The organism is Streptomyces boetiae, assembly GCF_031845405.1.
Taxonomy (GTDB): Bacteria; Actinomycetota; Actinomycetes; order Streptomycetales; family Streptomycetaceae; genus Streptomyces; species Streptomyces boetiae.
In genome coordinates, this window is sequence record NZ_JAVREN010000015.1 from 78,663 (window position 1) to 103,576 (window position 24,914).

At 75.8% G+C, this 24,914-nt stretch carries 19 protein-coding genes; 2 read left to right on the forward strand and 17 right to left on the reverse strand.

Annotated elements, in window-relative coordinates:
- The first annotated feature begins 244 nt into the window (after window positions 1-244).
- Window positions 245-679, forward strand: a complete 435-nt coding sequence (locus RM780_RS12830; protein WP_311630788.1) for an SsgA family sporulation/cell division regulator — start codon at window positions 245-247, stop codon at window positions 677-679.
- Between the two features lie 42 nt (window positions 680-721).
- On the opposite strand, the gene RM780_RS12835 is transcribed toward RM780_RS12830, so the two are convergent.
- Window positions 722-1,189: an Lrp/AsnC family transcriptional regulator gene (locus RM780_RS12835; protein ID WP_311630789.1), complete on the reverse strand. Its 468-nt coding sequence runs from the start codon at window positions 1,187-1,189 to the stop codon at window positions 722-724.
- A 156-nt stretch (window positions 1,190-1,345) separates the two neighbouring features.
- Between RM780_RS12835 and hppD the strand changes: the two genes are divergently transcribed.
- Complete coding sequence (hppD, locus tag RM780_RS12840) at window positions 1,346-2,506, forward strand: 4-hydroxyphenylpyruvate dioxygenase (RefSeq protein WP_311630790.1); 1,161 nt, start codon at window positions 1,346-1,348, stop codon at window positions 2,504-2,506.
- A 142-nt stretch (window positions 2,507-2,648) separates the two neighbouring features.
- Here hppD and RM780_RS12845 read toward each other — a convergent pair whose 3' ends face one another.
- The 16 genes from RM780_RS12845 to RM780_RS12920 form a co-directional block, all read right to left on the reverse strand.
- Window positions 2,649-3,482, reverse strand: coding sequence for a S16 family serine protease (locus RM780_RS12845; RefSeq protein WP_311630791.1), 834 nt, complete (start codon window positions 3,480-3,482; stop codon window positions 2,649-2,651).
- A gap of 10 nt (window positions 3,483-3,492) precedes the next feature.
- Complete coding sequence (locus tag RM780_RS12850; RefSeq protein WP_311630792.1) at window positions 3,493-4,137, reverse strand: IclR family transcriptional regulator; 645 nt, start codon at window positions 4,135-4,137, stop codon at window positions 3,493-3,495.
- A 309-nt stretch (window positions 4,138-4,446) separates the two neighbouring features.
- A complete protein-coding gene (locus RM780_RS12855; protein ID WP_311630793.1) occupies window positions 4,447-6,279 on the reverse strand; it encodes a DEAD/DEAH box helicase in 1,833 nt (610 codons plus the stop codon).
- 238 nt (window positions 6,280-6,517) lie between these two features.
- A complete protein-coding gene (locus RM780_RS12860) occupies window positions 6,518-7,993 on the reverse strand; it encodes an MFS transporter (protein ID WP_311630794.1) in 1,476 nt (491 codons plus the stop codon).
- Between the two features lie 117 nt (window positions 7,994-8,110).
- Entirely contained in the window at window positions 8,111-10,456 is a 2,346-nt protein-coding gene (locus RM780_RS12865; RefSeq protein ID WP_311630795.1) for a xanthine dehydrogenase family protein molybdopterin-binding subunit, read from the reverse strand.
- Window positions 10,456-11,694, reverse strand: coding sequence for a (2Fe-2S)-binding protein (locus RM780_RS12870; protein WP_311630796.1), 1,239 nt, complete (start codon window positions 11,692-11,694; stop codon window positions 10,456-10,458). Before RM780_RS12870 ends, RM780_RS12865 begins: the two co-directional genes overlap by 1 nt.
- Window positions 11,691-12,602 carry an FAD binding domain-containing protein gene (locus RM780_RS12875; RefSeq protein ID WP_311630797.1) on the reverse strand — a complete coding sequence of 304 codons (912 nt, stop codon included), beginning with the start codon at window positions 12,600-12,602 and terminating at the stop codon, window positions 11,691-11,693. Before RM780_RS12875 ends, RM780_RS12870 begins: the two co-directional genes overlap by 4 nt.
- A gap of 920 nt (window positions 12,603-13,522) precedes the next feature.
- Window positions 13,523-13,822 (reverse strand): DUF3039 domain-containing protein, encoded by a 300-nt coding sequence (locus RM780_RS12880; RefSeq protein ID WP_311630798.1) that lies wholly within the window; start codon window positions 13,820-13,822, stop codon window positions 13,523-13,525.
- 11 nt (window positions 13,823-13,833) lie between these two features.
- Complete coding sequence (locus RM780_RS12885) at window positions 13,834-14,391, reverse strand: YqgE/AlgH family protein (protein WP_311630799.1); 558 nt, start codon at window positions 14,389-14,391, stop codon at window positions 13,834-13,836.
- A 228-nt stretch (window positions 14,392-14,619) separates the two neighbouring features.
- Window positions 14,620-14,901: an HU family DNA-binding protein gene (locus RM780_RS12890; RefSeq protein WP_311630800.1), complete on the reverse strand. Its 282-nt coding sequence runs from the start codon at window positions 14,899-14,901 to the stop codon at window positions 14,620-14,622.
- Window positions 14,902-15,184: 283 nt separating this feature from the next.
- Entirely contained in the window at window positions 15,185-16,603 is a 1,419-nt protein-coding gene (locus tag RM780_RS12895) for an NAD-dependent malic enzyme (RefSeq protein WP_311630801.1), read from the reverse strand.
- A 395-nt stretch (window positions 16,604-16,998) separates the two neighbouring features.
- Window positions 16,999-19,302, reverse strand: a complete 2,304-nt coding sequence (locus RM780_RS12900; RefSeq protein WP_311630802.1) for a HelD family protein — start codon at window positions 19,300-19,302, stop codon at window positions 16,999-17,001.
- 157 nt (window positions 19,303-19,459) lie between these two features.
- Entirely contained in the window at window positions 19,460-20,632 is a 1,173-nt protein-coding gene (locus RM780_RS12905; protein ID WP_311630803.1) for a uroporphyrinogen-III synthase, read from the reverse strand.
- A gap of 218 nt (window positions 20,633-20,850) precedes the next feature.
- Window positions 20,851-22,260 (reverse strand): nitrate/nitrite transporter, encoded by a 1,410-nt coding sequence (locus RM780_RS12910; RefSeq protein ID WP_311630804.1) that lies wholly within the window; start codon window positions 22,258-22,260, stop codon window positions 20,851-20,853.
- A gap of 150 nt (window positions 22,261-22,410) precedes the next feature.
- On the reverse strand, window positions 22,411-23,439 hold the full coding sequence (locus tag RM780_RS12915; RefSeq protein ID WP_311630827.1) for a DUF1015 family protein: 1,029 nt from the start codon (window positions 23,437-23,439) through the stop codon (window positions 22,411-22,413).
- Window positions 23,429-24,718: an ATP-grasp domain-containing protein gene (locus tag RM780_RS12920; RefSeq protein WP_311630805.1), complete on the reverse strand. Its 1,290-nt coding sequence runs from the start codon at window positions 24,716-24,718 to the stop codon at window positions 23,429-23,431. The genes RM780_RS12915 and RM780_RS12920 overlap by 11 nt, the downstream gene beginning before the upstream one ends.
- Between the last annotated feature and the right edge of the window lie 196 nt (window positions 24,719-24,914).

Sequence of the window (24,914 nt, forward strand, 5' to 3'; positions counted from 1 at the left end):
CCGGGCGGGCCCGGGCGACTCCCCTCCCCCGCAGGGACCTTAGCCAACGGCTGCCTTCCCCCGCAGGTCCCGGCCCCGGCGGCGGCGACTCGCCACGCCCGCCCCCTTGCGGCCGGAGGCCCCCGGGAAATTTCCGCCAACCCGCGTAATGGAACGGCGTGCGTCACCTCTACACCCTCGCGGAACCCGATGACACCGGCCCGACCGTAGAGACCGTAGAGAACTGGAAAAGAGGTCGCATCGCATGCACACCACCATCGAGCGGGAACTCGACCTGGCCCTGGTCCTCTCCCCCGCCCGCAGCGTCCCCGTCCCCGCGCTGCTGCGCTACCGCACCGACGACCCCTTCGCCGTCCACGCCACCTTCCACCTCGGCTCCGAGGCGCCCGTGCACTGGGCGTTCGCCCGCGAACTGCTGGTCGAGGGCGTCTTCCGCCCCGCCGGGCAGGGCGACGTGCGGGTGTGGCCCGGCAAGGCCGAGGGCCGCAGCGTGATCTGGCTGTCGCTGTGCTCCCCGGACGGCGACGCCCTGCTGTACGCCCCGGCCGCGCCCGTCTCGGCCTGGCTGGAGCGGACCCTGCGGCTGGTCCCGCCGGGGACCGAGGGCGAACGGCTGGACCTGGCCGACGGCCTGGGCGGGCTGCTGGCCCCGCCGGGCGGGCCGCCCGCCGCGGAGTGAGCGCCCCGCCCGGGCGCGGCCATCGGCGGGGAGCCCGCCGGTTCAGTCCCGGGCGGCGGCGCGCACCAGCGGGATGATCCGTGCGGGCACGGGGTTCTCCATCACGATGGCCGTGGCGGAGCGCAGGATGCCCTCGAAGCCCACCACCCGGTCGATCACGCGCTGGAGGTCGGCGTTGGAGCGGGCCACCAGGCGGCAGAGCATGTCGCCCTCGCCGGTGATGGTGTGCAGTTCGAGCACCTCGGGCACGCCCGCGAGGTGGCGGCGCACCTGCTCGCCCTGGCCCTGGCGGATCTCCAGGGTGGCGAAGGCGGTGACGGGGTAGCCGAGCGCGGCCGGGTCCACGTCCGGCCCGAACCCGCGGATGACCCCGCGCGCCATCAGCTTCTCCAGGCGTGCCTGCGCCGTGCCGCGGGCCACGCCCAGCCGCCGGGACGCCTCCAGCACCGTGATTCTCGGGTGCCGGGCCAGGAGTTCGAGCAGCCGCGCGTCCAGCTCGTCGATGGTCATGGCCGACGCCTCCTCGTGCGCGGTGCGGTCGCGCTGTCCCGCGCGATGAACAGTCTGTACAGATCGAACGCCGCCCCGCCCTCTCGGCTGAGCAGGTTGTCCAGCGCTGATGCACACTATTGCGCAGTTTGCGGCCGTACGCGCAGGCTGGCCGGTATGGATGTCGTCAGGAAGCCGGGCAGGGGCGGGCTCAGGAGCGCGGGCGCGCCGGACGACGACCCGTTCCCCGTGCGCGGGATGGACGCGATCGTCTTCGCCGTCGGCAACGCCAAGCAGGCCGCGCACTACTACTCGACCGCCTTCGGGATGACCCTGGTCGCCTACCGGGGCCCGGAGAACGGCCACCGCGAGAGCGCCAGCTACGTGCTGGAGTCGGGGGGAGCGCGGTTCGTGCTGACCTCCGTGATCGCGCCGCACACGCCGGCGGGGCGGGAGCTGGCCCGGCACGTGGCGGTGCACGGGGACGGCGTGCTGGACCTGGCCGTGGAGGTGCCCGACGCCCGCGCCGCCTACGCCCACGCCACCGCCAACGGCGCCCGGGGCCTGGCCGCCCCGCGCCGGGAGTCCGACGAGCACGGCTCGGTGGTGCTGGCGACGGTGGCCACCTACGGGGACACCCGGCACACCCTGGTGGAACGCTCGGGGTACTCCGGGCCCTACCTGCCGGGCTACCGCGCCGCCGCACCCCTGGTCCCGCCGCGCGCGCCCCTGACGTTCACCGGGGTCGACCACTGCGTGGGAAACGTGGAGCTGGGGCGGATGGACGCCTGGGTGGACTTCTACCGGGGGGTCATGGGCTTCACCAATATGAAGGAGTTCGTCGGGGACGACATCGCCACGGAGTACTCGGCGCTGATGTCGAAGGTGGTCGCGGACGGCACCCGGAAGGTGAAGTTCCCCATCAACGAGCCCGCCGCCGGGCGCAAGCGGTCGCAGATCGACGAGTACCTGGAGTTCTACGGCGGGCCCGGGGTGCAGCACATCGCGCTGACGACCGAGGACATCGTCCGCACGGTGCGCACGATGCGGGAGTCCGGCGTGGAGTTCCTGGACGTGCCCGGCTCCTACTACGACACCCTCGGGGACTGGGTGGGCCGCACGCGGGTGCCGGTGGAGACGCTGCGGGAGCTGAGCATCCTGGCCGACCGGGACGAGGACGGCTACCTCTTGCAGATCTTCACCAAGCCGGTGCAGGACCGGCCCACGGTCTTCTTCGAGGTGATCGAGCGTCACGGATCGCTCGGATTCGGCAAAGGGAATTTCAAAGCCCTCTTCGAAGCAATCGAGCGTGAACAGGCCCGGCGCGGGAATCTCTAAGGACACCACCCCCCACGGCCGCCCCCGCGACCTGCACGCGCGGGGGCGGTGCGCCGCCCGGGGCCTCAACGGCCGTGCGCGGCGATGGGGGTACCTCCCTCCCCCGGACTCCGTCCGGGGGTGCCCCCACGCGGGGGAGCGTTCAGCAGGAGGGGACGTCTCCCCCGGCGTTCAGGGCGCGCAGCGCGTCGAGGGCGTCGGTGAGGGTGCCCACCGGGATCAGGCGCAGGCCCTCGGGGGTATCGGCGGTGGCGTCCCCGCACTCCTCGCGCGGCACCAGGAAGACCGTCGCCCCGTCCCTGCGCGCCGCGCGCAGCTTCAGGGGAACGCCGCCGACCGGCCCGACCGTGCCGTCCGCCTCGATGGTGCCCGTGCCGGCCACGGTCCGCCCGCCGGTGAGGTCCCCGCCCTCGCCGTCCCCCTCCAGCAGGTCCACGATGCCCAGCGAGAACAGCAGGCCGGCGCTGGGGCCGCCGACGTCCGCGAGGTTCAACTCGACTTCGATCCCGCTGTCCTCCAGGCCCAGGTGGGCCAGCGCCGCGGTGACCGCGACCTCCTGGGACTCGCGCATCTGGCCGGCGTTGTGCCGGTTGATCTCCTCGGGGGTGTCCCCCACGGGGTAGACGGCCTCGCGCGGCATGACGGCCTCGTCGTCGGCCAGCCAGCCGGTCAGGACGTCGGCCATCCGGACCGTGGCCTCGGGGGAGGTGGCGTTGATGGTGGTCATCCGCAGCTCGCCCTCCGGGCGCCTGACCTCGGCGCCGGTGACGGTGATCACCGTCTCCCCCCGGTACGCGCCGAGCACGTCGGCGGTCATCCCGGGCCGGGTGACGGAGAACGGCAGCGGCGCCAGGGCCGCGACGCCCAGCAGCGCCGCCGTGGCCGCGCCGCACGCGGCGAGCACGAGGGGCCGGCGGCGGCCTGCGGGCGGGGCCTTGGGCGCGGGCGTCGGCGGCTTCGTCGGTGCGGCGGACATGGCAGCGAATCTAACGCAGGACCTCGGCGACCTCCCGCGCGGCCCGGACCACGCGGGGGCCCACCCCGGGCGGCACGGAGTCGCTGAGCATCACCACACCCACGCTGCCCTCGATCCCGGCCTCGGGCGGCAGCGGGGCGGCGGCGCCGCTGGCGCCCGCCTCCAGCTCGCCCCGGGTGAGGACGAACGCGTCCTGGTCCAGCAGGTCGCGGGCCCGGCCGGTGAGGATGGCCCGGCCCGCGGCGCCCCGGTTCAGGGGGTGGCGGAAGCCGGTGCGGTAGGCCACGTGGTAATCGGTCCAGCTCGGCTCGACCACGGCCACGGCCAGGGCGTCGTTGCCGTCCACCACGGTCAGGTGGGCGGTGGCGCCGACGTCCTCGGCCAGCGCCCGCAGCGCGGGCAGCGCGGCCTCGCGGACCAGCGGATGCACCTGCCGGCCCAGGCCCAGCACGCCGACCCCGACCCGGGCCCGTCCCCCCGCGTCGCGGCGGACGAGGGAGTGCTGTTCGAGGGTGGCGAGCAGGCGGTAGACGACGGTGCGGTTGACGCCGAGCTGCTTGGACAGCTCGGTGACGGTCAGGCCGTGGTCGGTCTCGGCCAGCAGCTTGAGGACGCGCAGTCCCCGGTCGAGGGTCTGAGAGGTCTCCGCGGTCACGACACCTCCTGGTGCGGTGCGCCGCCCGCGCGAACGCCGCGGCTGCCGGTCCCGTGGCAGCGCGGCGGAGGGGGTGGGTGCGGGCGGGGGTCGCGCAGCCAGTGGGCATGCGCGTGACCGGAAACTTATCCACGGTCACCGGTAAGCGGAAGGGGGTGTCCAGAATCCGAGCAGGTGCTGATCGTTTCGCGCCCTCTCGCGCCCGAATCCGCCGAGTTGGCGTGGCGCGGCACTTCGGACGTTCACCGGGGCGCGCCGGGGCCCGCCGCGGCCGTTCACCCGCCCGCGCCGCGCGCCCGCCGGGGGCGTTCACCGCATGCGGGTGGCCCACTCGCGCAGCTTCGCCAGGCGCTGGCGGAGCTGGCCCGCGGTGGCCTCGGCGGTGGGGGGGCCGCCGCAGGCGCGGCGCAGCTCGGTGTGGATGACGCCGTGCGGCTTGCCGGACTGGTGGGCGTAGGCGCCGACCAGGGAGTTCAGCTCGCGGCGCAGCTCGCGAAGCTCCTTGTGGCTGACCACGGGCCGCCGCTCGGCGGGCAGTTCGATCAGGTCGGCCTCCTCGTCCGGCTTGCGGCGGCTGTGCGCGATCTGCCGCTGCTGGCGCCGGTGGAGCAGGAGCTTGACCTGGTCGGGCTCCAGCAGGCCGGGGATGCCGAGGTAGTCCTGCTCCTCCTCGCTGCCGGGGTGCGCCTGCATGCCGAACTCGGCCCCGTCGTACATGACGCGGTCGAAGACGGCCTCCGACTCCAGTGCCTCGAAGGGGAGTTGGTCCTGGGTGCCGTCCGCCTCGTCCTGTTGGCGCTCGGCCTCGCGCAGCAGCTTCTCCTCGGGCCCGTAGGGGTCCTCCTCCTCGCCGGCGCGCTGGGGCTTGTCCAGCACGTGGTCGCGCTCGCGCTCCAGCTCCTGCGCGAAGGTCAGCAGGTCGGGGATGGTGGGCAGGAAGACGGAGGCCGTCTCGCCGCGCCGCCGGGAGCGCACGAAGCGCCCCACCGCCTGCGCGAAGAACAGCGGCGTGGAGATCGTCGTGGCGTACACCCCGACCGCCAGCCGCGGCACGTCCACGCCCTCGGAGACCATCCGCACCGCGACCATCCACCGCTCCCGGCCCTCGCGGAACTCCTCGATCCGGCCCGAGGCCCCGGCGTCGTCGGAGAGGACGACGGTGGCGCGCTCGCCGGTGATCTCCCGGATCAGCTTGGCGTAGGCGCGGGCGGAGTCCTGGTCGGCGGCGATGACCAGGCCGCCCGCGTCCGGCACCGCGCGCCGCACCTCGGACAGCCGCCGGTCGGCGGCCGAGAGCACGGCCGGCATCCACTCGCCCTTGGGGTCCAGCGCGGTGCGCCAGGCCTGGGCGGTGGCGTCCTTGGTCATCGGCTCGCCGAGGCGGGCGGCGACCTCGTCCCCGGCGCGGGTGCGCCAGCGCATCGAGCCGCTGTAGGAGAGGAAGATGACGGGCCGCACGACGCCGTCGGCCAGGGCGTTGCCGTACCCGTAGGTGTAGTCCGCGACCGAGCGGCGCACGCCGTCGGCGCCCTCGGCGTAGGTGACGAACGGGATGGGGTTGGTGTCCGAGCGGAAGGGCGTGCCGGTCAGCGCGAGGCGGCGGGTCGCGGGCTCGAACGCCTCCAGGCACGCCTCGCCCCAGGAGCGGGAGTCGCCGGCGTGGTGGATCTCGTCGAGGATGACCAGGGTCTTGCGCTGCTCGCAGCGGTTGCGGTGCAGCATCGGGCGCACGCCGACGCCCGCGTAGGTCACGGCCACCCCGTGGAACTCCCGGCCCAGCGGCCCGGCACTGTAGGAGGGGTCGAGGCGGATCCCTATGCGCGCGGCGGCATCCGCCCACTGGGTCTTCAGGTGTTCGGTGGGCGCCACGACGGTCACCTGCTGGACGGCGTGGTGGTGCAGCATCCAGGAGGCCAGGGTCAGCGCGAAGGTGGTCTTGCCCGCGCCGGGGGTGGCCACGGCGAGGAAGTCCCGTGGCTGGTCCGCCAGATACGCCTCCATCGCCGCCTGCTGCCAGGCCCGCAGCCGGGCCGCGGTGCCCCAGGGGGCGCGGCCGGGGAAGGCGGGCGAGAGGTGCGAGGAGAACGCCGCGGGCGAGGACGGCGCGGACGGCGGGGTGGAGGACGAGGCTGCGGTACTCACGGTCTCCCGACGGGTCTCGGCGCAGGCGCGGGCGGCACTTCACCGGCCCCGTTCCGGCGAGGACCCGGCACCGCGCCACCCTACCCGCGCCCCGCGCGGGGCGGTGCGGCCACCTCCGGTGGCGGACCGGCCGGCCTCCGGCCCGCGCCCCGCCGGCCGGACGGCCGCCCGCGCGGCTTGGCGGCGGCCACGCGACGGCCGTTGCCCCGTGGGCATCCGGGCGGTCGTCCCGGGCCGCTCAGGCCCTCCCGCCGCGCTCGCGCAGGCGGGCGGCCACGAGATTGCTCAGCAGGGCGACGGCCGTGGCCGCCGCGTAGACGCCCCAGAAGGCGCCGGCGCCGATCGTGCCCGCGATCCGCTCGGCCTCCTCGTGGGCGGCGGCCGGGTCGCCGCCCAGGGCGGCGAAGAGGGTGCCGACGGCCGTGAGCATCACGACGTTGCCCAGGCTGTCGCAGACCTGGAGGGCGGCGATGTTGCCGCCCGCCTCCCGGGGTTCGGACAGCCGCAGCACCAGCACGCCGACGGAGGCCACCACCAGGCCCATGCCCAGCGCCCCGACGCCCAGCGTCAGCGCGGGCATCCACACCGGCACCCGCTCGAACAGCACCAGCGGCGTCGCGGCTCCCGCCGCGGCGATCAGCGCGGCGCCCAGCCGCACCAGCCGGTACCGGTGCCGCTCGGCCCAGGGTCTGGCCTGCACCCAGGAACCGGCCGCCCACAGCGCCCCCGAGGCGGCCAGCGCCAGGCCCGCCTCGGTGTAGGACAGGCCGCGGCGGGAGACCAGCATCAGCGGCACGAAGGTCTGGGTGGCCATGTAGGAGGCGGAGGTCAGCGCCCGCAGCCCGATCACCGCGGGCAGCCCGCGGGCCGCCCGGAAGATGCCGCGCGGCAGCAGCGCCCGCGCCGAGGGCACCAGCAGCGCCAGCCCGGCCGCGGCGGGCAGCAGCGCCAGCCACCGCACCTCCTGCCCGCCGAGCTGGAGCAGGCCCGCGCCCAGCGCCGCTGCCCCGGCCATCCGCAGCCTGCGGCCGTCGAAACGCCCGCCCCCGGCCGCCCCGCCCTCCCCCACGTCCTCGGGCGGGGCGTTCCCGATCCGCCGCAGCGCCGGGAGCATCACGGCCAGCGGCAGGACCACCAGCACCGTGATGCCGAGGAACACCCAGCGCCAGCCGAACTGTTCGGTGACCGTCCCGGCCACGACCGGCCCCACCATCGAGGGCACCACCCAGGCCGCCGAGAAGGCCGCGAGCGCCGCGGCCCGCAGGTGCTCGGGGAACGCCCGCCTGACCGTGACGTACAGCGCGACGATCACCAGGCCGCCGCCTATGCCCTGCGCGGCGCGGCCCAGGACGAAGACCCACATCGCCCCGGCCGTTCCGGAGACCAGGAGCCCGGCCGAGAACGCCCCGATCCCGGCCACCACCGGCCCGGCCGGGCCGCGGCGGTCGCACCACTGCCCGGAGGCGACCATGCCCAGCAGGCTGGTGGTGAAGTAGGCGGAGAACGCGAAGGCGTAGAGCGAGACGCCGTCCAGCGCCTCGGCCGCCGCGGGCATCGCGGTGCCCACCGCCATGGCCTCGAAGGCGATCAGCAGGATGGCGCTGACGCACCCCAGGGTCAGCGCCCGGTACGGCCGGGAGAGGACCCCGTCGCGGGCGGGTCCTGCCGGGGGCGCTCCGGGGGCGGCCAGGGCCGCGGCGTCGGCGTTCGTCATACGTATCACGGTAAGGAGCGAACGCCCGGGTTGCCTATGGCCGGGGGACGTGATCCGGTCGGCCGTTGGTCCTGGTCCCGACGGCCGTGGCGGGGGCCGGTCCCGGCCCCCCGATGGTCACTCCGTGCGGCCCGGCGCGGGCGAGACCGCCATCTGCGGGCGGATGGGCAGCCGGTTGACCGGGCGCCCGGTGGCGGCGCGGACGGCCGCGGCCACGGCCGCCGGGGAGACGACCAGCGGCACCGCGCTGACCCCCGACTTGGCCCCGAACGGCGCGACCACGTCCCGCTCCTCGACGATCTTCACGATCCGCACGTCCGGCGCGTCCAGCGCGGTCGGCAGCGCGTACCCGGCCAGGTCGGGCCGCCGCACCACCCCGCGCGCCACCCGCAGGTGCTCCGTCAGCGCAGCGCCCACGCCCTGCGTGATGCCCGCCTCGATCCGGGCGCGCAGCTGGCGGGGGTTGAGGACGCGGCCGACGTCCTGCGCGATGGCCATCTCCACCACCCGCACCGCGCCCAGCTCCACGTCCACGTCCACCACCGCGCGCACGGCCGCGAAGCCCAGGCCCACGAACGCGTCGCCCTGGCCCGCCTCGTTCAGCGGCTCGGTGGGGTGCGGGCGGCACTGCGCGGTCGCCCACAGCTCCTTGCCCTCCAGGGCCTCGGCCACCGTGGTGGACAGGACCCCGTCGTAGGAGGTGATCTTGCCGTCGGCGATGCTCAGCAGCTCGGCGGACATCCCGAACTTCGCGGCCAACGGCTGGAGAAGCTGGGTGCGCACCATCTTCGCGGCCCGCTCCACCGCGCCGCCCGAGACCCAGGTGTGCCGCCCGCGCCCGCCCGGCCCGGCCGGCGGCTGGTCGGTGTCCACGGGGGCGACGTGCACCTCCTCCACGCCCAGCACGTCCTGAACGATCTGCCGCGCCAGCGTCGCGAAGCCCTGCCCGGTCTCCACCGCGGCGCACAGCACGGTGGCGACGGTGCCCTCCACCTTGACCGTGGCCGTGGACACCTCGTCGGTCCCCTCGGCGCCGAGCATGTGCACCATGCCCAGGGCGTAGCCCACCCCGCGCCGCACGGCCGCGGGGTCGGCCGCGCCGTCCGGGCCGCCGGGCAGCAGCCAGTCCTCCACGGGCCCGTCCTTGGGCAGCGCGGGCATCGGCGCGTTGCGAACGGCCGTCAGCAGCTCGGCCACGGGCGCCGGGCAGGTCACGGCCTGTCCGGTGGGCAGCGGGTCGCCGGTGCCCAGGACGTTGCGCGCCCGCAGCTCGCCCGGGTCGATGCCCAGGCGCGCGGCGAGGCGGTCCATCTGGCCCTCGTGAGCGGCGCAGACCTGGAGGGCGCCCTCGCCGCGGACGTAGCCGGAGGGGGGGTTGTTGGTGCGCACGGCCCAGCCGTCGATCACGGCGTTCGGCACGCGGTAGGGACCGGCGGCCAGGGCGACGGCGGCGGCCAGGGCCTCCGGGGAGTCGTCGGCGTAGGCCCCGGCGTCCATCAGCAGCTGGGCCTCGACCTTCACCAGCCGCCCGGAGGCGTCGGCGTGGTGCCAGTACCGCAGCAGCGTGGGGTGCCGGTGGGCGTGGCCGAGGAAGGACTCCTCGCGGCTGGCGGCGAGCTTGACGGGGCAGCCGGTGCGGATGGCCAGCAGGGCGAGCGGGACCTGGAAGCCCAGGTCCTCGCGGTCGGCCAGGGCGCCGGGCACGCCGGTGACGTACATCTTGACCTGCTCGGCGGCCAGGCCCAGGCAGGCGGCCAGCCGGTCACGGTCGCCGTGCGGGTCGGTGCTCCCCGCGTACACCTCCACGCCGCCGTCCGGGCGGGGCACGGCCAGCCCGGCCTCGGCGCCCACGGGCGCGGGGTCCTGGCGGCCGATGCGGTAGACGCCCTCGACGACGACCTCGCCGGTGACGGAGGGGTCGCCGTGGCGCAGCGGGATGTGGCGCACGACGTTGCCGTCGGGGTGGATGGCCGGGGCGCGGAAGGACTTCTCCGGGTCGGTCACCGGGTCGAGCACCTCGTACTCGACGGCGATGGCGGCGGCGGCCAGGCGGGCCGTTCCCGGGTGGTCGGCGGCGACGGCGGCCACCGGCTCGCCGTGATAGCGCACCACCTCGGAGGCCAGGGCCGGGCGGTCGCCGGCCGTGCGGCCCAGGCCGCCGTCGCCGTCCACGTCCTCGTGGGTGACCACGGCCCGCACGCCGGGCATGGCGGTGGCGGCGGAGGTGTCGAGGGAGACGATCCGGGCGTGCGGGTGCGGGGAGCGGAGCACCGCCGCCCACAGCAGGCCCTCGGCCCAAAGGTCGGCGGTGTAGGGGTGGGTGCCCTGCACCTTGGCCTCGGCGTCGGCCGGCCCCAGCGGGGAGCCGAGCCCGTGGGGGACGCGGCGCGGCGGGGGGGCGGGGGTGCCCTGCACGGGAACCACCGTGACCGCCGACGCGGCGTCGCCTGGCTGCTCCGTCATCACATGCCTCCCGGGGGCCCGGCCTGGTGGGGGATCCGGGCCGCCCCGTCCTGTCCTGCCTGTTCGCCGGCCCGGGGGGCCGGGTGCGCCTGGTGCCCCCCGTGCGCCGCCTTCCCCGCGCGCTCCTCGACAACCGCGCGGACCGCGTCGAGCGCGCCCCGGTAGCCGGAGCAGCGGCAGAGGTTGCCGCACAGCGCCTGGCGGGTCTCCAGCTCGGTGGGGGCGTGGTTGCCCTCCAGCAGGTCGTGGATGGTCATGGCCATGCCGGGCAGGCAGAAGCCGCACTGCACGGCCGTGGCGGCCAGCGCCCGCTGAACGTCCGAGGGCGCGCCGTCGCCGCCCAGCCCCTCCACGGTGCGGATCTCGCTGCCGGCGGCCGTGGCGGCGGGCACCAGGCAGGCGGCGACCAGGCGGCCGTCCACCTGCACCGAGCAGGCGCCGCACTCGCCCTGGGCGCAGCCGTCCTTCGCCCCGGCCAGGCCGAGGCGCTCCCGCAGCACGTACAGCAGGGACTCGCCGATCCAGGCGCCGGAGACGGGCCGGTCCACGCCGTTGACCCGCAGCACGTAGGAGACCTCGGGGTGCTCGCTGCGGCTGCCGCCGGGGGCCGGGAGGCCGGAGGGGACCTCGCCGGGGGCGGGCTCGGGGACGGGGGCGCCGGGACCGGCGGCCCAGGGTCCGGCGTCGGCGGGGGTGCTCCAGGTGCCGCCCGCGTCGGCGGGGAGCGGCTCTGCGGGGTGCGGACCGGCCTCCCCCAGGCTCCGCCTGGGGGTACCCCCATCCCGGCCGGGCCAGGGCGCGGGGACGGCCGGAAAGCCGTCCCCGGCCTCGCGGTGCGCGGCGCCGTGGTCGGCGAACCAGGCCGGCTCGTCCTGCCCCTCGGCGCGCGGCGGTCCCGAGCCCAGGGGGCGGCGGCCGGCCAGCGCGGCGCCCTGGCCCATGGCGGCGGCGCTGCCCGTCGCGGGCGGGTCGGCGGCGAACGGCAGGGTCCACTGCCCGGCGGCTCCGGGGTCGGTGGTGGGCGTCGCCGCGGCGGGCGGGGGCGTGCCGGAGCCCGGCGGCTCGATCACCGGCGGCCGGTACCCGTGACCCGGCGCTGCCAGCGGGTCCTCGCCCGCCTCCCGCTGGTAGCCGGGGGGCAGCTCTATGAACGCGGTCGCCTCCGCGTCGTACTCCCCTCCCCAGCCGCCGGGCCCGGGGGCCGGCGGGTCCTGCTCGGGCCGCTGGTCGTTGCTCATGCGAGAGCCCTCCCGAGTCCACGGCGGGCCAGTGTCGCCACCGTACGCCTCAACTGCAGTAGGACGAGGGGAAGTTGACCGGCCTCGCGGTCGCCGGGCGCGGGCTCGGGCCCCGGGTCGGGGATGCAGGCCATCCCGACGTAGTCTCCGAACGCGGCCAGCGCCTCGGGGGCCAGCCCCCGGTCGCCGTCCCAGTCGACGAGCGAGGCGACCCAGCGTTCCGCGTCCAGGGGGCGCAGCGGGACCGGGGCGACGGCGCCGACCGCGCAGCGCACCTCGCGGCGCACCGGGTCGAGCACCACGGCCACCGAGGCCAGCGCCCGGGAGGGCCCGGAGCGGGTGGTGGCCTTCAGGAACGTCTGCGGCGCGTGCAGCAGCGGCACCCGGACGTGGGCCAGCAGCTCGCCGGGGTGCAGCCGGTCGCGTCCGGCCAGGAGCTGCCCGATGGGGATCTGCCGGCCGTCGCCCTCGGGGCCCGCGACCAGCAGGGTCGCCTCCAGGGCGGCCAGGACGGGCAGGGTGTCCCCGAAGGCGGCGGCGGAGACGACGTTCCCGCCGAGGGTGCCGGCGTTGCGCACCTGGGGCGGCCCGGCGGAGCGGGCGGCGGCGGCCAGGGCGGGGATCAGGGCGGCGAAGTCGGGGCGGCTCATCCGCGCGTGGGTGAGGCAGGCCCCCAGGAGCGCGTGGCCGTCCTGGTACGCCCAGCCGCGCAGCTCCGCGAGGCGGCCGAGGCCGACCAGGGCCGCGGGGCGGAGCAGGCCGGCGTTGACCGCGGCCATCAGGTCGGTGCCGCCGGCCACCGGGACGGCCGCGGGCACCTCGGCCAGGGCCGCCACCGCGTCGTCGAGGGTGGCGGGCAGCGCGACGAGGCGGGCGGGCGACGATGCCTGCGGTGCGTGCGTGCTCAAATCCAGCTGCCCCTTTCCCGGTCGTCCCGGCTGCCGAGCCGTACGGTACGTGCTCGGGGCCGGGACGTGGCAACTCTGGCACATTCTCACGCCCCGGGACCTCGGGGGTCCACCGCCCGTAAGCCCCCACCTCACACCCCCGCGACCGCCCCACCCCCCACCGCACAACTCACACGATCAGGGCACGCGCGCCTCCTGCCGGAGCGGCAGCCACAGGCCCGGCCCGGAACGCCCGCCCGTGGACGGCAACCGGAGCCGGAGGCGGGCCGCGGCCGACGGCGCGAGCGGCGCTCCGCGCCCGCGCGCCTCCGGCGGCGGCCAGGAGCCGGGACTCACGGCCGTACGCGGCCGGGAGCTTCCCGAGACCGCCCGGGCAACCCGAGGCCGACGGCCGGGCCGCGGATCCTGCCCGACGAAGCCCAGGGCCGGGGCCGACCAGCGGGGCCCTCCCCGACGGCCGCGATGTCCGCGGTGACGAACCCGGCCGAGGACCTCAGGCCAGGCGCGGAGCCGCCCCGGGCCGCCTTCGGCCGGACGGCGGGGACGACACACACACGGCGGGTCACGCTCGGCCTGGGCGCCGCGGAGGGCACACGCGATCGGCCACGCTCGGCCGTGCGCCGAGCGTGACGGCCGGAGACCGCAGGTCACGGCCCCGAGCGCGGCAACCGGGACTCGCGGGCTCGGCCCGCAAGGGCCGGAGCCGGGCGCGGGCCTCGCTCCCGCGTGGGCGCAGCGGCCATTCGCCCGGGCCCGCCGCCAGGCGGCCAGCGCCGCGCAGGGGCCTGGGCCCAGGGCCTGGCGGCCGTCGCCGCACAAGAGCCCGGCCGCGGGCCCGGGGCGGCCCCCGGCGCAGGCGGATCGCGCAGGCGGATCGCGCAGGCACGCGGAGCGCCGTGTCACGGCCCGCGCAGGCGGGCCTACTGCTTGCCGCCGTCCTTGCCGTTCTTGCCGCCGCCGAAGGAGCCCATGGACTCGTAGATCTCCTTGCAGGTGGGGCAGACGGGGTACTTCTTGGGGTCGCGCCCGGGGACCCAGACCTTGCCGCAGAGCGCGACGACGGGCGTCCCGTCCAGCGCGCTGGCCATGATCTTGTCCTTCTGGACGTAGTGCGCGAAGCGCTCGTGGTCGCCATCGCCGTGCGTGGTCTGCGGGGTGGGCTCGACGAGGGTGCCGGTGCCCGCTCCGCGCTCGGGCTGCTCGGGCTCAAGAGTGCTCATGAGTACCAAGCCTAATTGAGCGAGGGGTCGTCCGGATATGTGGCGAGGAGCGCCAGGCGCCCCCGCTGGCGGCGCAGCACGGCCCGCCACAGGCGTTCCGGCTCGGGAGCCGAGACGTCCCCCGGCTCGGAGTCCACGACGTACCACGCGCCCTCGTCCAGCTCGCGTTCCAGCTGCTCGGGGCCCCACCCGGCGTATCCGGCGAAGATCCGCAGGGAGCCCAGCTCGGCGGCCAGCACCTCGGGCGGCGCCTCCAGGTCCACCAGGCCGATCGAGCCGTGCACCCGGCGCCAGCCCAGCGGGCCCGAGCCGGGGACCACGGCCAGGGCCAGGGCCGCGTCCAGCGCGACCGGGCCGCCCTGGAAGACCACGCCGGGCTCGCCCGCCAGCGCCGCCCACGGCTCCAGCACCTCGGAGACGCCGACCGGGGTGGGCCGGTTCAGGACCACGCCGAGGGCTCCCTCCCGGTCGTGGTCGAGGAGGAGCACCACGGAACGGTCGAAGTTCGGATCGGACAGCGCCGGGGTGGCCACCAGCAGCCGCCCGGTGAGCGAGGACTCCTCGGTCATGGGGACATGATTCACCATCCAGGGGTGCGGGGGGAGAGCCGCCGGGCCCCTGGTCACGGGCGATGCGGGCGGCGGCCGGGAGGGCGAACGCCCGGGGCGGGCCAAGGCCGCGAACGCCCGGGGCGGGCCGGGATGGGGGTACCCCCGGGGGGAGGCCGGGGCGAGGCGAACAGCGGGAAGGGGCGGCTCCGTTGCGGGGAGCCGCCCCTGGTGGCCTTCATGGGGCCGTCACTTGCCCTTGGCGGCATCCTTCAGCTTGGAGCCCGCCGACACCTTCACGCTGTAGCCGGCGGGGATCTGGATGGGCTCGCCGGTCTGCGGGTTGCGGGCGGTGCGGGCGGCGCGGTGGGTGCGCTCGAAGGTGAGGAAGCCGGGAATCGTGACCTTCTCATCCCCCTTGGCAACGACCTCCGCGATGGTCTCGGCCAGGGCCGCCAGCACGGAGTCGGCGTCCTTCCGAGTCACCTCGGCGCGCTCGGAGAGAGCGGCCACCAGCTCACTGCGGTTCATAATTCGTACTCCCGTGTTCATCTTGCCAATGAGGCGTGAGATCGAAGCCGATGCTGCCAGGGCCCACTGACACTGCCCGGAGCCGGGTGAAGCCTTCGACGAACCCCTCGCCCGGGTAGGCATCCTGCCCCTACCGGTAGCGCGAAGGCCAATCCGTCTCCGGCCGGGTCACACGAAGAGGCGCTGCGATCACGCCGGTCATGTCCCTCCGGGTCCCGGAGGATCTGCCTCGCCGTCACCCTAAGGGGCGGCCGGGCACCCCGCGACACGCGACTCGCGGGTGTCAGCCCTGGTGCGCGGCCTGCCCCTGGGCGGCCTCGCGCACGGCCCCGGCGACGGTGCCGGAGACCCGCTCGTTGAAGACGCTGGGAACGATGTAGTTGGCGTTCAGCTCCCCCTGGCCGACGACATCGGCCAGGGCCCGGGCCGCGGCGAGCATCATCGCGTCGGTCACGGTGCGGGACTGGGCGTCCAGCAGCCCGCGGAAGACCCCGGGAAAGACCAGAACGTTGTTGATCTGGTTGGGGAAGTCGGAGCGGCCGGTGGCCACTACGGCGGCCGTCTGGCGGGCGACGGCGGGGTCGATCTCGGGGTCCGGGTTCGCGAGCGCGAAGACGATGGCGCCGGGGGCCATGGCCGCGACGTCCGCGGCGGTGAGGACGTTGGGCGCGGAGACGCCGACGAAGACGTCGGCGCCCCTGATCGCCTCGGCCAGGGTCCCGGTGACGCCCTCGGGGTTGGTGTTGTCCGCGATCCAGCGCAGCGGCGAATCCCCGTCCGCGTTCACCAGGTCGGAACGCCCGGCGTGCACCACGCCGTTGATGTCCGCGACGACGGCGTGGCGGACCCCGGCCTGGAGCAGCAGCTTGAGGATGGCGGTGCCCGCGGCGCCCGCGCCCGACATCACCACGCGGATCGCGCCCAGTTCCTTGCCGACGACACGCAGGGCGTTGTGCAGGGCGGCGAGCACGACGATGGCCGTGCCGTGCTGGTCGTCGTGGAAGACGGGGATGTCCAGGGCTTCGCGCAGCCGGGCCTCGATCTCGAAGCAGCGGGGGGCGGAGATGTCCTCCAGGTTGATCCCGGCGAAGCCGGGCGCGATGGCCTTGACGATCTCCACGATGGCGTCGGTGTCCTGGGTGTCCAGGCACAGCGGCCAGGCGTCGATGCCGGCGAAGCGCTTGAACAGCGCGGCCTTGCCCTCCATCACCGGGAGCGCGGCGTGCGGGCCGATGTTGCCCAGGCCCAGCACGGCGGAACCGTCGGTGACCACGGCCACGCTGTTCCGTTTGCTGGTGAGGCGGCGGGCGTCCTCGGGGTGGGCGGCGATCTGCGTGCACACCCGGGCGACGCCGGGGGTGTAAATCATCGACAGGTCATCGCGATTGCGAATCGGATGCTTCGACTTCATCTCGATCTTGCCGCCGAGGTGCATCAGGAACGTCCGGTCGGAGACCTTGCCGAGCGCCACGCCCTCGATGCCGCGCAGCTTCTCCACGATCTCGTCGGCGTGCGCGGTGGAGCCGGCCGCGATGGTGACGTCGATGCGGAGCTGCTCGTGCCCCGAGGCGGTGACGTCGAGGCCCGTGACGGAGCCGCCGGAGGATTCCACGACCGTGGTGAGCTGGCTGACGGCCGTTCCGCTGGCCGGCACCTCCAGCCGCACGGTCATCGAGTAGGACACACTGGGCGCCGTAGCCATGGGCCGACTTCCTTCACTCTCCGCGTACCGCCCCCCGAGTCGCTGCCACCTTACGAGAGGCGCGGGCGGCGCGAAAAGCTCGGGGAGAACGCCGTGACCACAAAGGTCACGCGGCGTCACAGCAGGTCGGAGGCCCGTGGCCGGGGCGGGAGAACGACGGGGGAACGCCGGGGGAAGGGCGGCCGGGAAACGCCCGCGGCGGCGGGACGCGAAAAAGGAGGGATTGGGGGCACCGACCCGCCAGCTCGCCTCGCGGCAAGTGGTCGCTCGTAGCGACAATGGTTGGGCCCGGGGGCATGAAACGGGCCGGCGCCAATTCCAGGCTACCTCAATCGCCCCGCGGGTCAACCGGCCCGGAACGCGCAGGTCAACGGCGTGCCGCCGCGGCCCGGCCGTTACCGCAGCAGCGCGGGCAGGCCCGCGGCGTCCGGCTCGTCCGCGGCGCCTGCCAGCACGGTCAGCCGCTGGGTGGCGCGGGTGAGGGCCACGTAGAGGATCCGCAGCCCGGCCGGGGACTCCCCGGCGATCTCGCCGGGGGCGGCCACCAGCGTCGCGTCGTACTCCAGGCCCTTGGCCTCCAGGCTGCCCAGCACCACAAGACGCTCCCCCGCGCCGAGCCCGGCCAGCCAGCCGCGGGCGGCCTCCCTGCGGTGCATGGCCACGACCACGCCGACGGTGCCGGGCACCTCGTCGAGCAGGCGGCGGGCCTCGGCGCGCACGGATTCGGCCAGGTCCCCGCCGGCCGGGACGGCGGCGAAACGGGGGGCGACGCCGGTCTCACGGACGGCGCGCGGGGGGCGCGCGCCGGGCAGGGCGCGGGCCAGCACGCCGTCCGCCACGCGGGCGATCTCGGCCGGGTTCCGGTAGTTGACGGTCAGTTCGAAGCGGCGGCGGGCGCGGCGGCCCAGGGCGGCGTCGCGCTCGGCGGCGGCCTCCTCGGGCGCGGGCCACGAGCTCTGCGCCGGGTCGCCGACCACCGTCCAGCTGGCCTGCCGGCCGCGGCGGCCGACCATCCGCCACTGCATGGGCGTGAGGTCCTGGGCCTCGTCCACGATGACGTGCGCGTAGTCGGTGCGCTCCCCCGCGGCCTCGGGGTCCCGGTCGCGTGCCCGGCGGCCCCCGGCCGCCCGGTCGGCGTGGGTGGTGACCTCCTCCAGGCCCGTGAGCTGGTCCAGCGGGTCGGCCGCGCGGGGCGCGGCGGGCCGGGGCGGGGCCCCGACCAGGGCGCGCAGCTCGTCCAGCAGCGCCACGTCGTGCGCGGACAGGCCCGCGCCGGAGGGCGTGACCCGGCGCAGGGAGCGCGCGAGCTGCCGCACCTCGCGCGGGCGCAGCAGCCGGCGCGCCCAGCGGGCCAGGCGCTGCTCCTCGGCCATCGCGCGCAGCACGCCCAGCGGCGTGACCTCGGGCCACCAGGCGGCGAGGAAGTCGCGGAAGGCGTCCTCGGTGCCGATGTCCTCGTTGAACGCCTCCCGCGCCTCCTCGGCAAGGGCGCGATCCGGGTACCGCCCGGGGCCCCCGGACTCCTCCCACAGCGCGTCCAGCAGCAGCCGCCTGGCGCGCGGGCGCAGCAGGTTGACGGGGGCGGTGCCGCCGAGGGTCTGGCGGCGGGCCCGGTCCAGGGCCTCGGCCCCCAGCTCCACGCGGCGGCCGAACGCGACCACCCGCAGCGTGCGCGGGGCGTCGGGGGACTCGGCCGCGCCCCGGGCGGCGCGGTGCAGGACCCTGGCCATCACGGCCGAGCCCTTGATCCGGGCGGTGGCGGGGTCGTCGTAGGAGTCGGCCTCGGCGCCCTCGACCAGCGAGCCCAGGGCGCGGATGGCGACCTGGCCCTCCTCGCCGAGGGCGGGCAGGACGCCCTCGGTGTAGGAGACGAGCAGCGGGGTGGGGCTGACCACGAGGATGCCGCCCGCGTACCGGCGCCGGTCCTGGTAGAGCAGGTAGGCCGCGCGGTGCAGGGCGACGGCGGTCTTGCCGGTGCCGGGCCCGCCGGTGACCTCGGTGACGGAGACGGCGGGGGCGCGGATCACCTCGTCCTGCTCGGCCTGGATGGAGGCGACGATGTCGGTCATCCGGCTGCCGCGGGTACGCCCGAGGGCGGCCATCAGGGCGCCGTCCCCGACGACGGCCAGCTCGGCGCCGCGGCACAGGGCCCGCACCTGGGGGCGCAGCAGGTCGTCCTCGACGGAGAGCACCCGGCGGCCACGGCTGCGGATGACGCGGCGGCGCACGACGCGGCCGGGCGCGACGGGCGTGGCCCGGTAGAAGGGGGCGGCGGCCGGGGCGCGCCAGTCGATGACCAGGGGGACGAACTCGGCGTCCAGGACGCCCATCCGGCCGATGTGCAGCGTTTCCGCGATCTCCGCGACGCGCCCGCCGCCGGGCTCCTCGCGCACGGCGTCCTCGGCCGGCTCGAGGGAGGTGGAGGCGCCGTCGGGACCGCGCTCGCCGTCCTTGCCGGCCAGCAGGTCGATGCGGCCGAAGAGGAAGTCCTCGAACTCGCTGTTGAGGCGGGAGAGATGCAGCCCGGCGCGGAAGACCTGGGCGTCGCGCTCCGCGAGGGCGCCGGGGGTGCCGACCTGCACGCGGCGCGCGGCGTCGGCCATCAAATACTCGGCCTCGTGGATCTTCTCGGCCAGCCGGTCGTAGACCGCGTCCAGATGCCGCTGCTCGTCGCGGATCTCCCGTTCCCGCACGTCCAAGGCTCCGGCCCCCTTCTGCTGTCGGCAGGGCAGCGGTCCACCGTACGCGAGATCCGGCCATTTGGTGAGACCACCGGCGCGGCGGGGCGCGCGCCGGGGCGGGCGGGGAGCGGAGCGGGCACGCGGGGCTCCACGGCCGAGCCGGGCGCCCCCCGCGCTACTTGCCGTACTTGGCGCCGTCGAGCGCCGGGTCGAGCGCCAGCCGGTAGCCGCGCTTGACCACGGTGTGGATGAGCATCGGCGCGCCCAGCGCGCTGCGCAGCCGGGCCATGGCGGTCTCCACGGCGTGCTCGTCGCGGCCGGCGCCGGGCAGGGCCCGCAGCAGCTCGGCGCGCGGCACCACCCAGCCCGGGCGGCGGGCCAGCAGCCGCAGCAGCGCCATCCCTGCCGGGGGCACGGGCCGCAGGTCGCCGTCCACGACGACGGCGTGGCCGCGGATCTCCAGCTGCCGCCCGGCCACCGGCAGCGGCCGGGCGCGGGCGGGCAGCTCGCGGCACAGCAGCTGCACCAGCGGCCCCAGCCGGAAGCGTTCCGGCTGGAGGGTGGGCACGTCGAACGCCTGGAGCGGCAGCGCGGTCACCGGGCCCACGCAGGCGGGCAGGACGTTCTTCTGGAACGCCATCAGCAGCTCCTCGCGCACGTGCCGCTCGTCGGCGCGGCGCAGCAGGGAGGCGGCGGCCGGGGCGCTGGTGAAGGTCACGGCGTCCAGGCCGCGGCAGAGCACGGCGTCGATCAGCCGGTCCAGGGGGGCGAGGTCCTCGGGGGGCATCCAGCGGTAGACGGGGACGTCGACCACCTCGGCGCCTGCCTCGCTGAGCGCCTCGATGAAGCCCGGCAGCGGCTCGCCGTGGAGCTGGAGGGCGATCCGGCGGCCCTGCACCCCCTCGTCCAGGAGCCGCTGGAGGACCTCGGCCATGGACTCGGAGGCCGGGGACCAGTCCTCGGTCAGCCCGGCGGCGCGCACGGCCCCGCGGACCTTGGGGCCGCGGGCCAGCACCTCGGCCGTTCCGAGGGTGCGCAGCAGCTCCTCGCCCAGGCCCCAGCCGTCGGCGGCCTCGATCCAGCCGCGGAAGCCGATGGCGGTGGTGGCGACCACCACCTGCGGGGGCCGGGCGATCAGCGCCCGGGTGGCGGCCAGCAGTTCGTCGTCGTCGGAGAGCGGCACGATGCGCAGCGCGGGGGCGTGCAGCACCTCCGCGCCGCGCCGCCGCAGCAGGGCCGCCAGCTCGTCCGCGCGGCGGGCCGCGGTGACGCCGATCGTGAAGCCGTCCAGCGGCCTGATGCCCTCCCGCGGGCGCGGCTCCCGGGTGGCCGTTTGCGCTCCGTCCATCGCTCCGTCCACTCTGTCGTTGCGTGCCGATGACTGCCCGGCGCTGTGCGAGCCGGACCCATGTCGTGACACCGGCCGGGACGTCCGTCCTGACATCCCTTGCGGCGCCTGTCCCGACATCGTCCCGGTAACAAGAAGCCGAGCCTGCCAAGGGGGCATGACAGGCTCGGTTCCTGTTTGTTACCGACAAGTAACGCCCGGCTGGGGGTGAGGGGCGCTCAGACCCCCGCGTACGCCGGGCGCCCGTCCTTGCTGCCCTCGTCGGCGGCTCCGGCGCCGCCCGGGTCGGCGGACCCGCCCGCGGCGAGGCTGGAGCGCCGCAGGTATACGGCCCAGGTGACCAGGAAGCAGACCACGTAGTAGCAGAGGAAGGCCACGAACGCGCCGGTCGCGTTCCCCGCCGAAAGGAACGACTGCCGCAGGGCGAGGTTGATGCCCAGGCCGCCGAGCGCCCCGACGGCACCGATGAGGGCCATGGACGCCCCGCCCAGCCGGCGGGCGTAGGCGTACGCCGCCTCGCCCGTCATGCCCGCCGCTGCCGCCTTGGCCTGGAAAATGCCCGGGATCATCTTGTACGTCGAGCCGTTGCCCAGGCCCGTCAGCACGAACAGGATGATGAAGCCGGTGATGAACAGGGCGAGCGACTCGGACATGGAGGCCGCCACCACGACGGAGGTGGCCACCGCCATCAGGGCGAAGTTCCCCAAGGTGATCCGCGCGCCCCCGAAACGGTCGGCGAGCTGACCCCCGACCGGCCGGATCAGGGAGCCGAGCAGCGGCCCCAGGAAGGTGAGCGAGGCGGCCTCCAGCGGCGTGCGGTCGAACTGGTTCTGGAGCACCAGGCCGAACGCGAAGCTGTAGCCGATGAAGGAGCCGAAGGTGCCGATGTAGAGGAACGACATGATCCAGGTGTGGCCCTCCCGGGCCGCCTCCCGGGCCGCTCCGGCGTCGTTGCGCACCGGTCCCAGGTTGTTCATGTAGCGGGCGCTGAACACGGTGGCCAGCACGATCAGCGGGATGTAGATCATCAGCATCACCCGGGGCCGGCCGTCGCCGAACGCCGCGATGACCCCGAGGCCGACAAGCTGCACCACGGCCACGCCGATGTTGCCGCCGCCCGCGTTGACACCCAGGGCCCAGCCCTTCAGCCGCATCGGGTAGTAGCTGTTGATATTGGTCATCGACGAGGCGAAGTTGGCACCGCCGACGCCGGTGAGCATCGCGACCAGCATGAAGGTCGTGTACGAGGTGCCCGGCTCCATGACGAGGACGAGGGCGGTGGTCGGCAGCAGGAGCAGGCCGGCGCTGATGATCGTCCAGTTGCGCCCGCCGAAGCGGGCGACGGCGAAGCCGTAGGGCACGCGCAGGCACGCGCCGACCAGCGATGCGACGGCGACCAGGAAGAACTTGCCGGCCGGATCGATCCCGTACTCGGGGCCCATGAACAGCGCGAGCACCGAGAACATGCTCCACACCGAGAAGCCGATGTGCTCGGAGGTGACGGACCAGATCAGGTTGCGGCGCGCGACGTGCTTGCCCTCGCGCTCCCAGAAGCTCTCGTTCTCCGGGTCCCACTCATCGATCCAGCGCCCCCCTCGTCGGGCGGCGGCGGGCTGGGCGGCTGACATGGCGGCCTCCATCGGGCGTTCGGGGGCGGGGGTTCGCTCGCCCGAAGGTAGAAAGGCCGGGTTTCCGCTCTGTGGCACGAGGTGACGCCGACGAAACCTTGCTCTCACCGGGCGCCGGGCGGCGCGGTGAGCGGGACGGCAACACGCCCGTTACGCGGAGCAGCCCGCCAGGGGCGGCGGCGGCGGGCCGAGCGCGGTGCTCTTGGGCGGCATGCCGCTCCCCCCGGCCGCTCCCGCCCACACCTGATCCCACGTCGGCGGGGGCAGGACCAGCGCCGTCGTGCCCGGCGCGGGGTCCCCGATCGTGTACCGCGGCGCGGGCGCGACGCCCTGATCCTCGCACAGCGCCGGAATCAGCACCCGGTCGCTGACCGCGGCCGGAAGCTCCACCCACTCGGGCGGCTGGAAGCGCATCCGCGCGGCCATCGCCGCCGGGGTGATCTCCGACACGCTCCACCCGCGACCGCCCCCGGTCAGCAGGAACGCCCCGGGCCCGGGCGGCGGGAACGGCCCCGCCGGGTGCTCGTCCACCCGTGCCACGCGGGCCGCCGCGACGGCCGCCCGCTCCGCGTCCAGGCCCGGCAGCTCCCGGTGCACGGCGGCCAGCGTCAGCGGGTACCGCCCGTGGTCCACCACCAGCGCGGGCAGCCGGTCGGCCACCGCGCCCGGGTGGCGGCGGTGCAGCAGGCGGGCGGCGGCCAGCCGGTGGTGCCCGTCAGCGAGCAGCACGGGTGGCAGGGCGGGCGGCCCACCGTCCCAGGGCCCGGCGCTCACCCACACCCGCCGGCGCCCGCCGTCCGGGGCGATGCTCTCGTGATCGGGCGGGCGGCCCACCGCCTCCTCGACGCAACGGCCGAACGCCCCCAGGTCCGGCGCCGCCAGCAGCAGCGGCTGCGCGGTGCCCCCGCGCTCCTTCAGCAGCCGGGCCTGGTGGCGCACCAGGTCCTCGATGACCTGCTGGTGGCGCAGCACGTGCCCGGACTCCACGCCGTGCAGGGCGAGGGAGCCGAGGACGCCGCGCTGGATCACCTCGTCGGAGCCGGGGGCGCGGCGTTCGAGGACGTAGTAGGCGGGGCGGCCAGGGGGCCGGGAGAGGACGCCGTCGAGGGGGAGCAGCAGATCGGCGCGGGGGGCCGGAGTCCTGAGCGGGGCTGGGGCGCGGGGGTGCTCAGGCTGCAGTGTGTTCCTCCTCCATCGCGGGCTTCACGGCCCGGGCCGCCGGCTCTGCGCCGGGCTCCCGCCCGGCCGGGGCCTCGGCGACGACAGGGCGCAGGGTGTCCAGCGCCTTGCGCAGCAGGGCCTCCAGCTCCTGGGGGCCGTCGGCGACCGCCGTGATCCAGCCGTGCCCGGCGACCCGGCTGGTGGTCTCCGGTACACGCGCGCCCACCGGCACGCCGATCTCCACCTCCCGCACCCCGGCCAGCGCCCGCGCCTCGCGTTCGCCCTCCACCGCCGCCAGCACGCCCGGCGGGAAGCGCAGGAAGCGCACGCCCGCGCACCGCGGCGAGCCGGGGGCCGCCGGGCGCGGGGCCGGGAGGCCCAGCGCTGAGGCCAGGGTGAGGGCGACGGGGTCCGTGCCCGTGGCCAGCCGCAGCAGGCCGGCGATGTGAGGGGAGCCGGGGTGGGCGTGGGACTCGATCAGCCGCGGGCCGCCCCGGGTGAGGACCACCTCGGTCTGGGAGAGGCCGCTGAGCTGGCCCGCGGTGGTGAGGGTGGCCGTCACGAGGGCGTGGATCTCCCGGACCGTGGGCGGGTCCAGGTCGGCCGGCAGGTCGTAGCCCGTCTCCGCCGGCCCGCCGACGGGGCAGCCGGCCAGGTGCTTCCTGGTGATGGCCAGAATGCGGTGCTCGCCCTCGGCCGAGTGCGCCTCGACGCTGTACTCGGGGCCGTCGAGGAACTCCTCGACGATCAGGGCGGGTTCGGGCGCGAGCCCGGCGGCCAGGGCCGCGGCCTCCGCCGCGTCGTGCAGCAGGTGGACGTCCTGACCGCCGGAGCCCGTGCGCGGCTTGGCCACGCACGGGAAGCCGACGCGCCCGGCCACGGCCGGCAGGTGCGCGGCGCGGTCGCAGTGCTCGAACCGGACGGGGGCACCGGTGAGCTGGTTGACCTTGCCGCGCAAGGTAGCCTTGTCCGTGAGGTACGCGACGGCCGCATGTGGGTTCCCCGGAAAGCGCAACGCCTCGTTCGCGCGGGCGGCGATGAGCGCGCTCAGCTCGGTGAAGCCGAAGACCGCTGCCCGGACCGGGAGGTGTGCGAGGTGACCAATGGCCATCATCAGCCGCGGGTGATCGAGCCAGTCGACGGTGAGGGCGTCGTCAGCCGCGACGGCCGCCCGGCGGATGCCGGGAGCCGACAGGTCGGGCGCGAGCACGAGGGCCCGGGCCCCGACGCGGTGGGCCGCCTCGACGGCGGAGCGGCGCGGACTGAGCAGGACCGCGAGGGGAGTCTCGGGCGTCATCGGACCGCCTCCTTGTCCTTGCGGTTGTCCTTCCGGCCGCGGGGGCTCAGAACCAGATGTTGCCGGTCGGAGAGGCCGCCTGGGTCGAGCTTCCGCCCTCAACTGCGCTGGTCCCCTGGGCCGCCGCAACCCCGGCTGAGGCCGCTGTGATCAGCAGGGCAGCGAAAACTCCGAGAACAAACTTCTTCACAGTTCC

Bases quoted from the DNA above. Each gene is read 5' to 3' on its own strand.
- RM780_RS12830 (WP_311630788.1), top strand. From the start codon at position 245: ATGCACACCACCATCGAGCGGGAACTCGACCTGGCCCTGGTCCTCTCC.
- RM780_RS12835 (WP_311630789.1), bottom strand. From the start codon at position 1,189: ATGACCATCGACGAGCTGGACGCGCGGCTGCTCGAACTCCTGGCCCGG.
- hppD (WP_311630790.1), top strand. From the start codon at position 1,346: ATGGATGTCGTCAGGAAGCCGGGCAGGGGCGGGCTCAGGAGCGCGGGC.
- RM780_RS12845 (WP_311630791.1), bottom strand. From the start codon at position 3,482: ATGTCCGCCGCACCGACGAAGCCGCCGACGCCCGCGCCCAAGGCCCCG.
- RM780_RS12860 (WP_311630794.1), bottom strand. From the start codon at position 7,993: ATGACGAACGCCGACGCCGCGGCCCTGGCCGCCCCCGGAGCGCCCCCG.
- RM780_RS12865 (WP_311630795.1), bottom strand. From the start codon at position 10,456: ATGACGGAGCAGCCAGGCGACGCCGCGTCGGCGGTCACGGTGGTTCCC.
- RM780_RS12870 (WP_311630796.1), bottom strand. From the start codon at position 11,694: ATGAGCAACGACCAGCGGCCCGAGCAGGACCCGCCGGCCCCCGGGCCC.
- RM780_RS12880 (WP_311630798.1), bottom strand. From the start codon at position 13,822: ATGAGCACTCTTGAGCCCGAGCAGCCCGAGCGCGGAGCGGGCACCGGC.
- RM780_RS12885 (WP_311630799.1), bottom strand. From the start codon at position 14,391: ATGACCGAGGAGTCCTCGCTCACCGGGCGGCTGCTGGTGGCCACCCCG.
- RM780_RS12890 (WP_311630800.1), bottom strand. From the start codon at position 14,901: ATGAACCGCAGTGAGCTGGTGGCCGCTCTCTCCGAGCGCGCCGAGGTG.
- RM780_RS12895 (WP_311630801.1), bottom strand. From the start codon at position 16,603: ATGGCTACGGCGCCCAGTGTGTCCTACTCGATGACCGTGCGGCTGGAG.
- RM780_RS12905 (WP_311630803.1), bottom strand. From the start codon at position 20,632: ATGGACGGAGCGCAAACGGCCACCCGGGAGCCGCGCCCGCGGGAGGGC.
- RM780_RS12910 (WP_311630804.1), bottom strand. From the start codon at position 22,260: ATGTCAGCCGCCCAGCCCGCCGCCGCCCGACGAGGGGGGCGCTGGATC.
- RM780_RS12920 (WP_311630805.1), bottom strand. From the start codon at position 24,718: ATGACGCCCGAGACTCCCCTCGCGGTCCTGCTCAGTCCGCGCCGCTCC.